9 protein-coding genes are annotated in these 12843 nt (G+C 74.4%); 5 read left to right on the top strand and 4 right to left on the bottom strand.

Features of this window, described 5'->3' with window-relative positions; all coding sequences use genetic code 11:
• Positions 1-125: 125 nt before the first annotated feature.
• On the bottom strand, positions 126-1076 hold the full coding sequence (gene ligD, locus EMA09_RS25760) for a non-homologous end-joining DNA ligase (RefSeq protein ID WP_276324206.1): 951 nt from the start codon (positions 1074-1076) through the stop codon (positions 126-128).
• 181 nt (positions 1077-1257) lie between these two features.
• Here ligD and EMA09_RS25755 point away from each other — a divergent pair, with 181 nt between their 5' ends.
• The 3 genes from EMA09_RS25755 to EMA09_RS25745 all read left to right on the top strand — a co-directional run bounded on the left by EMA09_RS25755 (position 1258) and on the right by EMA09_RS25745 (position 5029).
• On the top strand, positions 1258-1800 hold the full coding sequence (locus EMA09_RS25755) for a type 1 glutamine amidotransferase domain-containing protein (RefSeq protein WP_129843352.1): 543 nt from the start codon (positions 1258-1260) through the stop codon (positions 1798-1800).
• Complete coding sequence (locus tag EMA09_RS25750; protein WP_129843351.1) at positions 1797-2996, top strand: Vms1/Ankzf1 family peptidyl-tRNA hydrolase; 1200 nt, start codon at positions 1797-1799, stop codon at positions 2994-2996. Before EMA09_RS25755 ends, EMA09_RS25750 begins: the two co-directional genes overlap by 4 nt.
• A gap of 167 nt (positions 2997-3163) precedes the next feature.
• Positions 3164-5029, top strand: a complete 1866-nt coding sequence (locus EMA09_RS25745; protein WP_129843350.1) for a transketolase — start codon at positions 3164-3166, stop codon at positions 5027-5029.
• Positions 5030-5056: 27 nt separating this feature from the next.
• On the opposite strand, the gene EMA09_RS25740 is transcribed toward EMA09_RS25745, so the two are convergent.
• Positions 5057-5428, bottom strand: coding sequence for a tetratricopeptide repeat protein (locus EMA09_RS25740; RefSeq protein WP_129843349.1), 372 nt, complete (start codon positions 5426-5428; stop codon positions 5057-5059).
• Positions 5429-5675: 247 nt separating this feature from the next.
• Between EMA09_RS25740 and EMA09_RS25735 the strand changes: the two genes are divergently transcribed.
• Positions 5676-7091 carry an MFS transporter gene (locus tag EMA09_RS25735; protein ID WP_129843348.1) on the top strand — a complete coding sequence of 472 codons (1416 nt, stop codon included), beginning with the start codon at positions 5676-5678 and terminating at the stop codon, positions 7089-7091.
• 51 nt (positions 7092-7142) lie between these two features.
• Here EMA09_RS25735 and EMA09_RS25730 read toward each other — a convergent pair whose 3' ends face one another.
• Positions 7143-7997, bottom strand: coding sequence for a substrate-binding domain-containing protein (locus EMA09_RS25730; protein WP_129843347.1), 855 nt, complete (start codon positions 7995-7997; stop codon positions 7143-7145).
• Entirely contained in the window at positions 7994-10477 is a 2484-nt protein-coding gene (locus EMA09_RS25725; protein WP_129843346.1) for a glycoside hydrolase family 2 protein, read from the bottom strand. Before EMA09_RS25725 ends, EMA09_RS25730 begins: the two co-directional genes overlap by 4 nt.
• 199 nt (positions 10478-10676) lie before the next feature.
• Between EMA09_RS25725 and EMA09_RS25720 the strand changes: the two genes are divergently transcribed.
• On the top strand, positions 10677-12809 hold the full coding sequence (locus EMA09_RS25720) for an alpha-galactosidase (protein WP_240796726.1): 2133 nt from the start codon (positions 10677-10679) through the stop codon (positions 12807-12809).
• The last annotated feature ends 34 nt before the right edge of the window (positions 12810-12843 follow it).

The raw sequence follows: 12843 nt of genomic DNA, 5'->3' as shown, positions 1-12843 counted from the left end.
CTGTCAGTGCGCTGTCGTCGGTGACCGGCACTCCGACGGGTTCCGGCCACCCGCAGGAACGTAACGCGGTGCGACCGCCGGGTGTGGGGACCGGCTTTCAATCCACCCCCACGGGGGATTCGGGGTCAGGCGCGGGGTGGTGCGGTGGTGAGCCGTGTGAGCCGGCGCTGCGCCGGGCGCAGGGAGCGGCGGAGGCGGTGGAGCCCGGCCCACGGGTCGCCGCGCTCGGCGAGCCTGCCGGGCAGGGTGCGCAGGGTCCAGTTCCGCGGCCCGAGGTCCGGGTCGTCCACCTCGTCCCAGGTCAGCGGCGTCGCGACCGGGGCGTGGCGCCGTGCCCGGACGGCGTAGGGGGCCACGGCGGTCTGGGCGAAGCCGTTGCGCTGGGTGTCCAGGTACAGCCGGCCCTTCCTGCGGTCCTTGCGGACCTCGGTGGTCAGCCGGTCGGGGTGGCGGGCCGCGAGGACGCCGGCGGCGTCGCGCGCGAACGCCCGCACGGTGTCGACGTCGCTCTTCCCGTCCAGGGGGACGAGCACATGCAGGCCACGTGAACCGGTCGTCATGACGACGGACTTCAGCCCGAGGTCGGCGAGCAGGTCGCGGACGGCGGTGGCGGCCCAGCGGACCGTCGCGAAGTCCGCGTCCGCTCCCCCGCCCTCCGGCGGGTCCAGGTCGATCACCATGCGGTCGGGGCAGTCCGGACGGTCGGCGCGGCTGAGCCAGATGTGCGGTGTGATGCACGCCTGGCCGGCGAGGTAGGCGAGCGTCGGGGCGTCGTCGCAGACCGCCATGGTGAGGCTGCCGCCCGCCTTCGGCACCTCCGCGCGGTGCACCCAGTCGGGGAAGTGCCGGGGGACGTCCTTGTGGAAGAACGAGTGGCCGGTGTACCCGTCCGGGTAGCGCTCCATGGAGACGGGGCGGCCCCGGGTGTAGGTGAGCATCGGACGGGCCACGGACCGGTAGTAGTCCACGAGTTCGGCCTTGGTGATGCCGTCGTCGGGGAACATCGGCTTGTCCGGGCGGGACAGGGGCACGTCCCGCCCTGCCACCCGGATCCGCTCCCGCTGCCGTCCGCTCACGTGCGGCCGGGTTCCCGCGCCCGCGGGGCGCAAACGGACCGGCGCGGCGGTGGCGGTCCCCGGGAGCGGCCGGGTTTTGGGGCCGGAGGCGTCGGTTACCCGGTCCGGGAGCAACGGGGGACCAACAGGGACACACTTCCCAGCGCACCCGGAAGCGGGCCGCGGAGAAAGGGCGAGATAGATGCGTATCGCGTTTCTGGTGGCACCGGAGGGCGTCGAGCAGGTCGAGCTGACGGAGCCCTGGCGTGCCCTGACCGAGACCGGCGAGACCCCTCAGCTCGTCTCCACGAAACCCGGCGGGATCCAGGCGTTCAAGCACCTGGACCACGGCGACACGTTCCCCGTGGACGAGACGGTGGACCGGGCGAAGGTGGACGACTACGACGCGCTGGTCCTGCCGGGCGGCGTGGCGAACCCCGACGCGCTGCGGCTCGACGACCGCGCCGTCGCCTTCGCGAAGGGCTTCTTCGACGCGGGGAAGCCGGTGGCCGCGATCTGCCACGCGCCCTGGACGCTGATCGAGGCGGACGTGGTGCGCGGCCGGCGGATGACGTCGTGGCCGAGCCTGCGCACCGACCTGCGCAACGCGGGCGCCGACTGGGTGGACGAGCAGGTCGTGGTCTGCACGGCCGGGCCGAACACCCTGGTCACCAGCCGCAAGCCGGACGACCTGCCGGCGTTCGACGACGCCCTGCTGCGCGAGTTCGGGAAGGCCGTGGCATGAAACTCGACTTCCTCGACCCCGTCCTGACCAGGCCCGGCCCGTGGGCGTCCGTCTACCTGGACACCTCGCGGACGGACGAGAACGCCGTCCCGGTCGCCGGGCTCCAGGCGCGCGACGCGTGCGACCGGCTCGCCGCCGACGGCGCGGACGACGCGACGTGCCGCGCCGTGTACGCGACGCTGGAGGGCCTCGGCCTCTCGGGCCGCGACGTGCTCGGCCACGCCGTCTTCGCCACGGACGGCGAGACGGTGCTCGACGTGCCGCTGCCGCACGCCCCGCCCTCGCCCCCGGTCACAGGCTTCGCGCCGCTGCCGCGCCTCGGCCCGCTGCTCGACGGCGGTGCCCCCGAGCCGAGCTGCCTCGTCGCGTACGTCGACCGGCGCGGCGCCGACCTGGAGCTGCGTTCCACGCGGCGGCACCCGAGCGGCGCCGGGCACGCGACCGGACAGCAGTGGCCGCTGCACCGCACCGGCCGGGACGACTGGTCCGAGCGCCACTTCCAGCTCGCCGTCGAGAACACCTGGGAGGAGAACGCCCGGCACGTCGCCGAGGTGCTCGCCGCCGAGGCGGAGCGGACGGGCGCCGGCATGGTCGTCGTCGCGGGCGACCCGCGGGAGCGGCGCTCCGTGTGGGAGCAGCTCCCCGAGCACCTGCGGGCCGTCGCCTACGAGGCGGACGCCGGCGGGCGCGCGGCCGGCGCGGACAACAGCGTGCTGGACGCGGAGATCGACGCGGCGCGCGCGGACCTGGCCGGGCGGCGGGCCGCCGAGGTCCTCGACCGGTTCCGCGCCGGCCGGATGCCGGAGCACGGCGACGCCGCCGAGGGCGTGCGGCAGCTCGTGGACGCAGCGCGTCAGCACCGGATCGACGCGCTGCTGATGCGCAGCGGCTCGCCCGACCTGCACCGCGACGTGTGGGTCGGCGAGGACCCGGACCAGGTGGCCGTGCGGCGGACGGACGCGCAGGCGCTCGGGGTGGACGAGCCCCGGTCGGCGCGCGCCGACGACGCGCTGCTGCGGTCCGCCGCGGCGACGGGCGCCGACGTCGTGCCGCTGCCCGCCGAGGCCGACGCGCGGGACGCGGGGCTCGGGCCGCCGCTCGGGTCCATGGAGCTGCCGGCGGGCGGCATGGGCGCGCTGCTGCGCTGGCCGTACCGGGACGGCGTGCCGGACGGCGGGCACCGCGTGATGCCCTGACGGCACCCGTGCCCCGCCCGGGCACCGCCGTACGGCCGGCGCCGCCGCGCGCCGGCCGTACGGCGGTGCCCTTCGCGGTGGCGGCGGCGTTAGGCGCGGCGTGCCGCCGGGTACCCGCGCCGGGTGGTACCGACGACCGGGGAGACCGGGGACCAGGAGGCTCGGACATGACCGCGACGATCGACACGACCACGGACCAGTTCCTCGGCGAACTCGGACAGCAGCTCCGCGTGGACTCCGTGCGCGCCACCTCCGGCGCCCACTCGGGGCACGCGACGTCCTCGATGTCGGCGGCGGACCTGATGGCCGTGCTGCTCGGCCGGCACCTGCGATACGACTTCGACTGGCCGGACCACCCCGGGAACGACCACCTGATCTTCTCCAAGGGCCACGCCTCGCCGCTGCTGTACGCGATGTACAAGGCGGCGGGCGCGATCGGCGACGAGGAACTGATGACGTTCCGCACGCTCGGCAGCCGCCTGGAGGGTCACCCGACGCCCCGCCTGCCGTGGGTGGACGTCGCCACCGGCTCCCTGGGGCAGGGGCTGCCCATCGGGGTGGGCGTGGCGCTCGCCGGCCGCCGGCTGGACAAGCAGCCCTACCGGGTGTGGGTGCTGTGCGGTGACAGCGAGATGGCGGAGGGCTCCGTCTGGGAGGCGTTCGAGCACGCCGGCCACGAGCGCCTCGGCAACCTCACGCTGATCGTCGACGTGAACCGGCTGGGCCAGCGCGGGCCGACCCGCCACGAGTGGGACCTCGACGCGTACGCCCGGCGCGCCGCCGCCTTCGGCTGGCACACGGTCGAGGTGGACGGCCACGACATCGCGGAGATCAGGGGCGCGTACGACGAGGCGCTGGCCGAGAGCGACCGGCCGACCGTCATCCTCGCCAGGACCAGGAAGGGCCGCGGGGTGCGGGCCGTGGAGGACCGCGAGGGCATGCACGGCAAGCCCGTCCCCGACGAGGAGGAGGCGGTCGCCGAGCTGGGCGGCGTCCGTGACCTGCGGGTCGAGGTGGAGCGGCCGGCCGCCGCGACCGCGCCGCGCCGCGCCCAGGGCGTGCACGCCGATCTGCCCCGTTACACGGTGGGTGACGACGTGGCCACGAGGAACGCGTACGGCGAGGCGCTCGCCGCGGTCGGCGCCGACCGCGAGGACGTGGTGGCGCTGGACGGCGAGGTCGCGGACTCGACGCGCTCGCAGTTCTTCGCCGACCGCTTCCCCGACCGGTTCTTCGAGTGCTACATCGCCGAGCAGGAGCTGGTGGCGACGGCGGTGGGCTTCCAGGTGCGGGGCTGGACGCCGTACGTGTCGACGTTCGCGGCGTTCCTGACCCGGGCGCACGACTTCGTGCGGATGGCGTCGGTCAGCCGGGCGCGCCTGTCGCTGGCGGGGTCGCACGCCGGGGTCGCGATCGGCGAGGACGGTCCGTCGCAGATGGCGCTCGAGGACCTCGCGATGTTCCGCTCGGTGCACGGCAGCACCGTCCTGTACCCGTGCGACGGGAACCAGACGGCGAAGCTGGTGGCCGCGATGGCGGACCTGGACGGCATCTCGTACCTGCGGACGTCCCGGGGGAAGTCGCCGGTGCTCTACGGCCCCGACGAGGACTTCCCGGTCGGCGGCAGCAAGGTGCTGCGCTCGTCGCCCGACGACGTGCTCACGGTGATCGGCGCGGGCGTCACGCTGCACGAGGCGCTGAAGGCGGCGGACTCCCTGGCGGACGAGGGCATCCGGGTGCGGGTGATCGACCTGTACTCGCTGAAGCCGGTGGACGCCGCGACACTGCGGCGGGCCGCCGAGGACACCGGCTGCCTGCTGACGGTGGAGGACCACCACCCGGAGGGCGGACTCGGCGACGCGGTCGCCGGCGCGTTCAGCGACGGCGGGCCGGTGCCCCGGCTGCTGCGGCTCGCGGTGACCGTGATGCCGGGCTCGGCGACCGAGGCCGAACAGCTGGGCGCCGCCGGGATCGACGCGGCGTCGATCGCGGCGGCGGTGCGCCGGCACGCCGCCGGCCACGGCACGGTGTGACCGCGCGGGCGGGCGGCCGGCGCCGGCTCAGCCGGCCCGGTCGCCGAACCGCGCGGCCTCCACGTACTCCGGGCGCGGGTCGAGCGCGGCGGCGAGGCGGAAGTGACGCAGCGACTCGCCGCCCCTGCCGGCGCGCTGGAGCGTGCGGGCCATGGCGAAGTGGGCGAACGCGTTGTCGGGCTCGCGCTCCAGCACGAGCCCGAACTCCTGCTCGGCGGCACGGAGCTGCGCCGCGAGGAAGAACGCCCGGGCGCGCAGCAGGCGGGCCGCGGTGTTCTCCGGGTAGGCGCTGACCACGGGGTCGAGCAGCTTGATGGCGCCACGGGGATCGCGGGCGTCCAGCAGATGCTCGGCGGCGCGGTAGGCGATGACGGTGGTCTCGGGTGTGACGTCGGGCACAGGTTCACTCCTCGCGCTCGCTGCCTGCGGACCGTTGCGGAACGCCCCGGGAGAACGCGGCCGACCGCCGCCGTATTCCCGCCGCGGGGCCGCCACCAGGGCGTTTCCCGCCCGGCTTCGGCCACGGAGGCCCGCGGCCGGGGCGCGCCGGGCCGGCACGCCTGACCCGTACTGCCTACCCAGTCCGCGCCCGCGTCACTGCGCGCCGCGGCCCGGCACGGCGGCACCACCCTGGAGGATCCTGTCCATGCCCGACGAACTGCCCCTGCGACGCCGCGTGCTCGTCCTGGCCATCTGCTGCATGAGCCTCCTCATCGTGAGCCTCGACAACACCGCCCTCAACGTCGCCCTGCCGTCCCTCGAACGCGAGATGCACGCGGACATCTCCGGCCTCCAGTGGACCGTGGACGTGTACACCGTCGTGATCGCGTCGTTCCTGATGCTGTCCGGCTCGATGGCCGACCGGCTGGGACGGCGGCGGGTCTTCAGGACCGGCCTCGTGCTGTTCGTCGCGGGGTCGGCGCTGTGCGCGCTGGCGCCGGGGCTCGGGTGGCTGGTGGCGTTCCGCGCCGCCCAGGCGGTGGGCGGGTCGATGCTGAACCCGGTGGCCATGTCGATCATCACCAACACGTTCCGCGACCCGAAGGAGCTGGCCCGTGCGATCGGCGTGTGGGGCGGCGTGGTCGGCATCTCCATGGCGCTCGGGCCGGTCGCGGGCGGCGCCCTCGTCCAGCTCTTCGACTGGCGTGCGATCTTCTGGATCAACGTGCCGATCGGTCTCGCCGCGCTGTTCCTGACGCTGCGCTTCGTCCCCGAGTCGCGCGCCCCGCACCCCCGCCGCCTCGACCCCGTCGGCCAGGTGCTCGTGGTCGTCGTCCTCGGCGGGCTGACGTTCGGCATCATCGAGGGCGGCGAGGAGGGCTGGACGTCGCCGCTGCTGCTGGTCCCCGTGGCGGTCTCGGCATGCGCCCTGATCGCTCTGCTGGTGTACGAGCCGCGCAGGGAACAGCCGCTGCTGGAGCTGCGGTTCTTCCGCAGCGCGCCGTTCAGCGGGGCGTTCGGCATCGCGATCGCGGCGTTCGCCGGGCTCGGCGGCTTCCTCTTCCTCAACACCCTCTACCTGCAGAACGCCCGGCACCTGAGCGCGCTGGAGGCCGGCCTGCACCTGCTGCCGATGGCGGCCGTCACCCTGGTGTGCTCACCGCTGTCCGGCTACCTGGTCGGGCACCTCGGCCCCCGGCTGCCGCTGCTGCTCGCCGGGACGTCCATCACCGTCAGCGGCCTCCTGCTGACCCGGGTGGACGCGGGCACGTCCCTCCCGCTGCTGTTCACCGCGTATGTCTTCTTCGGGATCGGCTTCGGGCTGGTGAACGCGCCGCTGACGAACACGGCGGTCACGGGCATGCCGCGTTCGCAGTCGGGCGTCGCCGCCGGCATCGCCTCCACCGGCCGCCAGGTGGGCTCGGCGCTCGGCGTGGCCGTCGTCGGCACCGTCCTCGGCACCGGGTCGCGGACGGCCGGGTGGTGGGTGATCGCCTGCTGCGGCGTGCTGGTGCTCGCCATCGGCGCGCTCACCACCGGACGCTGGGCGCGCGCCACCGCCGAACGGGCGACGGAGCGCCTCCCCCGGGACGCGGGCAGGCCCATCGCGGAGTCGCCGTAGCTCCCGCGCGGGGACGGACGGAGGCCCCCGGCACGGCCGGGGGCCTCCCTCTCAGGTCGCCCGGGCGACCGGCGCCGGGGCGGTCGACCCGCGCGGCAGGAACCGTACGGCCGGCGACCACCGCGACGTGACCGGCAGGTCGTCGACGAGTTCGAGCACCGACTCGGCCACGGTCACGCCGAACTGGTGGATGTCCCCGCGCATCACCGACAGCGCGGGCGTGGCGAGCTGGCACATGGCCGAGTCGTCCCACGCGACGAGCGACAGGTCGCGCGGCACCGCCACCCCCAGCTCCTTGGCCACGCCGAGCCCCGCGACCGCCATCACGTCGTTGTCGTACGTGATGGCGGTCGGCCGGACCGCGCGGCGCAGGAGCTGGGCCGTCAGCTCGGCACCCGACTCGGCGGTGTAGTCGCCCTCCAGCATCACCGGCTCGATGCCCGCCTCACGGCAGCACGCCACCATGGCGCGGGTCCGCGCCCGGGTGTGGAGCAGGTCGCCGGGACCGGTGACGCGGGCGATGTGCCGGTGCCCCAGCTCCACGAGGTGCCCGAACGCCTCCCGCACCGGGCCGACGTCGTCGCTGGGGACGGCCGGGGTGTCCGGATCCGCCGCCCAGGTGCCGACGACCAGGGATTTGAGGCCGAGGCTCCGCAGGACACCGGGCCTGCGGTCCTCGGCGGCCAGGTTGACCACGACGACGGCGTCGACGAGGCCACGTCTGGCCCACCTCTCGTACGCGGTGATCTCCGCGTCGTGGGAGGGCACCACATGGAGCAGGACGGACATCCCGCGCGCGGCGAGCGTCTCCTCTATCCCGGCGATGAACTCCATGAAGAACGGCTCCACGCCCAGCAGCCGCGCCGGCCGGGCGAGGACGAGGCCGACGGCACCCGACCCACTCACCCCTGGACTTCCACCGCCGGGGCCGCCAGGGAGTTGACGCTGCGCAGCACCAGCGGACCGGTGAACGCCGCCGGGTCGACGTCGGCCGCGGTCCTCACGGTGAAGGAGTGCGTCTCCCCGGGCAGCAGGGTGATCAGCATGTCGTCGGCCTCGGCGTCCGGCGCGACCCGGTCGGCGAGGATCGCCACGTCGCGGGCGAACGAACCGGCGGTGACGTCGATCCGGTAGCCGCCGGGGACGGCCTGCGCGTCGGCCGTCAGCGCGGCCGGGTCGTAGGCGAGGTCGCGGTCCTCCGCGAACAGGTGGACGGTGCGCACGGCGTCGGCGGTGGCCACCAGCACCTCCCGGGTCGCGTCGGCCGGCTTGACGAGGGCGTCGGCGAGCTCGAACTCGGCTGTCGAACGGGCCGCCACGTCCAGGGAGATGGTAGCGCTCTCGCGCACCTCGCCGTCGAACGTCACGCGGGACAGGGCGATTTCACCCCGCCACGGCTCGGCGGTGTCGTTCACCGCGATCAGGGTGGGGCGCTCGTCGCGCGGCTGGACGGTCAGCAGCCGGGGGGCGTACGCGTGGCGCAGGCCGTACCACAGCGGCTTCTTCCGCTCGTCGCCGTCCACGGCGGCCCAGGAGGTCACCGACCAGCAGTCGTTGAGCTGCCAGACGAGGGAGCCGGCGGTGCGCGGCCACCAGGACCTGAAGTGCTCGATGCCGAACGCCACGGCGCGGGCCTGGTTGAGCTGGGTGGCCCAGTGCCAGTCGGCGAACGTGTGGGTCGCGGGCAGGTGCGGCGCCATGCCGCGGTCGAGCTTGCCGTTGCCGTCCTCCGCCTTCTGGTGCAGCAGGAAGCCGGGGGAGGTCGGGGTCATCGGCTCGTCGTGGACCCAGTCGGTGAGGGTCGTCCACGTGGCGGGCCCCTGGAAGCCGAACTCGGAGCAGAACCGCGGGATGTGGGAGCGGTACTCGGTGTAGTCGACGCGGTTCCACACCTCCCACTCGTGGCGGGTGCCGTGGTCCTGCTCGTTCGGGTGGATCTCCTCGGGCGCGAAGCGCGGGCTGTACGGGCTGCCGTCCGAGTAGGCGCGCGTCGGGTCGAGTTCGGCGACGATGGAGGGGAACAGCTCGGTGTAGTAGCGCCGCCCCCAGGTGCGGCCGGCGAGGGGCTCCTGCCAGTTCCAGTCCATCCAGCCCCAGAGGTTCTCGTTGCCGCCGTTCCACAGGGCGAGGGAGGCGTGCGAGGTGAGGCGGGCGACGTTCTCCCGGGCCTCGGCCTCGAACTCGCTCCACAGCGGGTCCTCCTCCGGGTAGGCGGCGCACGCGAGGAGGAAGTCCTGCCAGACGAGGATGCCGCGCTCGTCGCAGACGTCGTAGAAGTCCTCGGTCTCGTAGATGCCGCCGCCCCAGACGCGCAGCATGTTCATGTGGGCGTCGACGGCCTGGTCCACGCGCCGCTCCAGGCGCTCGCGCGTGATCCGGGTGAGGAAGTGGTCGTCGGGGATCCAGTTGGCGCCCTTGATGAAGACGGGCGTGCCGTTCACGACGAAGGTGAACGGGGTGCCGGTGGCGTCCGGGGTCGTGTCCACGGTGACGGTGCGGAAGCCGACGCGGCGCTCGGCCCCGTCGAGGCGGGTGCCATCGGCGTCGGTGAGCGCCACCTCCAGGTCGTACAGCGGCTGCTCGCCGTAGCCGACGGGCCACCACAGCCGGGCGTCGGGGACCTCGACGGTCGCCTTCGCGCTGTCCGCGCCGGCGGGGACGGTGACCTCGGCGCGGTGCTCGCCGATCGCGGCGGTGAGCGTCAGCGCGCCGGCCTCCGCGAGGCCCGAGCGCTCGACGCGGACGTGGACCTCGGCGCGGCCGGTGCCGTCGGCGCCGACGGTCACGAGCGGGCGGACCTCGGCGAGGCGCGCCGTGCGCCAGCGCTCCAGGCGGACGGGCTTCCAGATGCCGGCGGTCTGGAGGTCGGGACCCCAGTCCCAGCCGAAGCTGCACGCCATCTTGCGGACCATGTTGAACGGGTGGTCGTACGCGCGGGGGCGGGAGCCGAGGCGTTCCTGCTGCTCCTCCGCGTAGGCGAGGGCGGAGCGGAAGGTGACGGCCAGCTCGGCCGGGGTGCCGTCGAGGAGTTCGCGGACGTCGAACCGGTAGGACCGGTGCATGTTGGCGGTGCTGCCGACGACACGGCCGGCGAACTCGACCGTGGCGATGGTGTCGAGGCCGTCGAAGACGAGGTCGACGCGCTCGTCGGGGCCGGGGGCCGCGGCCTCGACGGAGGTGACGTACCGCCAGTCGGTGCGGTGCGCCCACACCAGGTCCTCCTCGACCCGGTCGAGGAAGGGGTTCTGAATGAGCCCGGCGGCGAGCAGGTCGAGGTGGGCACTGCCCGGGACCTGGGCCGGCAGGGTGCGGCCCGCGACGGAGTCGGGGACGGGGCCGGCGACCGCCGTGAGGCGCCAACCGTCATGCAGGGCGTGGCGGATCATCGTTGAACACTCCCAAAAATTTCTCTGCCTCGAACCGGGTAGAGATTCTTATGCAACCAAATAAAGTAAGTCAACAGAGTCGTGCACCATCGATCAGCTAAGGACATCGGCCACCGTGGCACCCCCTTCCTCCCCCTCCAACTCCACCGCTCCCGCCGAGGTTTCGGCGCCGGAGACGGTCCACCTGCGCGCGGCCGGCGTGAGCCTGGTCCTCGACCTGTCGGGCGGCTCGCTCCCCCGCGTCGTCCACTGGGGATCGGACGTCGGCCCGCTGGACCCGGCCGGGCTCGACGCGCTGCGCCTGGCCGCGCGCCCGCAGCCGATCGGCTTCTCCGTGGACGGACCGGTCGAGGTCGCCGTGCTGCCCGAGCAGTCCGCGGGCTGGCTCGGCACCCCCGGCCTGGCCGGCAACCGCGGTGGCACGGCGTTCTCCACGGCCTTCCGCGTCGAGCGGACCGACACCGGCGCGCTCCCCCCGCCGGCCGGCGGCCCGGGCACCGTCACGGTCCGCGCCACCGACCCGGCCGCCGCCCTCGCGCTCGACCTGACCGTCGAACTGACGCCGGCCGGCCTCGTGCGCCAGCGCGCCACCCTCACCAACGAGGGCACCACGCCGTTCGCCGTGGACGCGCTGAACCTCGCCCTGCCGGTGCCCCCCGCGGCCACCGAACTCCTCGACTTCACCGGCCACCACCTGCGCGAACGCCAGCCGCAGCGCACCGCGTTCACCCAGGGCCTGCGGGTCCGCGAGAACCGCACGGGCCGCACCGGCTACGACGCCGCGTACCTCCTGCTGGCCGGCACCCCCGGCTTCGGCAACCGCACCGGCGAGGTCTGGGGCGTCCACACCGCCTGGTCGGGGAACCACCGGACGTTCGCCGAGCGCACGTACCACTCGGTGTCCCTCCTCGGCTCCGGCGAGCTGCTGCTGTCCGGCGAGGTCGTCCTCGACCCCGGCGCCGCCTACACCACGCCCTGGCAGTACGGGGCGTACGGCACCGGCGTCGACGGGATATCCGCCCGCTTCCACCGCCACCTCCGCTCCCGCCCCGGGCACCCGTCCACACCGCGCCCGGTCGTCGTCAACACCTGGGAGGCCGTCTACTTCGACCACGACCTCACCCGCCTCACCGAACTCGCGGACGCCGCAGCCGCCGTGGGCGCCGAGCGCTTCGTGCTGGACGACGGCTGGTTCGGCGGACGGCGCGACGACCGCCGCGCGCTGGGCGACTGGTACGTGTCCGACGAGGTGTGGCCGCGCGGCCTCGGCCCGCTGACCGACCATGTGACCGGCCTCGGGATGCAGTTCGGGCTGTGGGTCGAACCGGAGATGATCAACGAGGACTCCGAGCTGGCCCGCGCCCACCCCGACTGGATCATGGCACCGCACGCCGACGGCGCCAGGCTGCCGCGCCCCGCCCGGTCGCAGCAGGTCCTCGACCTGGCGCGCCCTGAGGCGTTCGCGTACATCCTGGAGCGCCTCGACGACCTCCTGACCACGTATCCGATCTCCTACCTCAAGTGGGACCACAACCGCGACCTCGTCGAGGCCGGGCACCGGCCGACCGGCCGCGCCGGTGTGCACGGCCAGACCCGCGCGCTCTACCGCCTGCTGGACGAACTCCGCCGCCACCACCCCGGCGTCGAGATCGAGTCCTGCTCCAGCGGCGGCGGCCGCGTGGACCTGGAGGTCCTGGAGCGCACCGACCGCGTCTGGGTCTCCGACTGCATCGACGCCCTGGAGCGGCAGCGCATCCAGCGCTGGACCAACACGCTGATCCCCCTGGAGCTGATGGGCACCCACGTGGGAGCCGGCACGGCCCACACGACCGACCGCAGGCACACCCTCGACTTCCGGGCCGGCACCGCGCTGTTCGGCCACTTCGGGATCGAGTGGGACCTCACCTCCGCCGACCCCGCCGACGTGGCGCGGCTGCGGGAGTGGGTCACGCTCTACAAGGACCTGCGGGGCCTGCTGCACACCGGCACCTCCGTTCACGCCGACCACGCGGACCCGGCGTACGAGGTGCACGGGGTCGTCGCCGACGACCTCTCGGACGCGGTGTACGCGGTCGTCGCGCACGGCACCTCCGAGATGTACCCGCCGGGACCCTTGCGGCTGCCCGGACTCGACCCGGAGGCCGTGTACCACGTGCGTCCCCTCCCGCCGGGCGACGTGCCCGACGGGAACGCCCACCGGTGGGGCGTCCCCCTGCCCTGGTGGACCCCCGAGGGGGTCCACCTGCCGGGCCGCGCCCTGGAGGCGGCGGGACTGCAGGCGCCGGTGCTCTTCCCCGAGCGCCTGATCCTCCTGCGCGCGACGCGGCACTAGCGCACGGCCGGCCGGCGGCACGCGCCGCAGGCCG

This window comes from Streptomyces sp. RFCAC02 (assembly GCF_004193175.1).
In the GTDB taxonomy this organism is placed as follows: Bacteria; Actinomycetota; Actinomycetes; order Streptomycetales; family Streptomycetaceae; genus Streptomyces.
The sequence above is the reverse complement of the archived record's forward strand: the minus strand, read 5'-3'. Positions and strand labels throughout refer to the sequence as shown.

What these genes read in the sequence shown, in the direction of transcription:
- EMA09_RS25755 (WP_129843352.1), top strand. Translation starts at nt 1,258, where the DNA reads ATGCGTATCGCGTTTCTGGTGGCACCGGAGGGCGTCGAGCAGGTCGAG.
- EMA09_RS25750 (WP_129843351.1), top strand. Translation starts at nt 1,797, where the DNA reads ATGAAACTCGACTTCCTCGACCCCGTCCTGACCAGGCCCGGCCCGTGG.
- EMA09_RS25745 (WP_129843350.1), top strand. Translation starts at nt 3,164, where the DNA reads ATGACCGCGACGATCGACACGACCACGGACCAGTTCCTCGGCGAACTC.
- EMA09_RS25735 (WP_129843348.1), top strand. Translation starts at nt 5,676, where the DNA reads ATGCCCGACGAACTGCCCCTGCGACGCCGCGTGCTCGTCCTGGCCATC.
- EMA09_RS25725 (WP_129843346.1), bottom strand. Translation starts at nt 10,477, where the DNA reads ATGATCCGCCACGCCCTGCATGACGGTTGGCGCCTCACGGCGGTCGCC.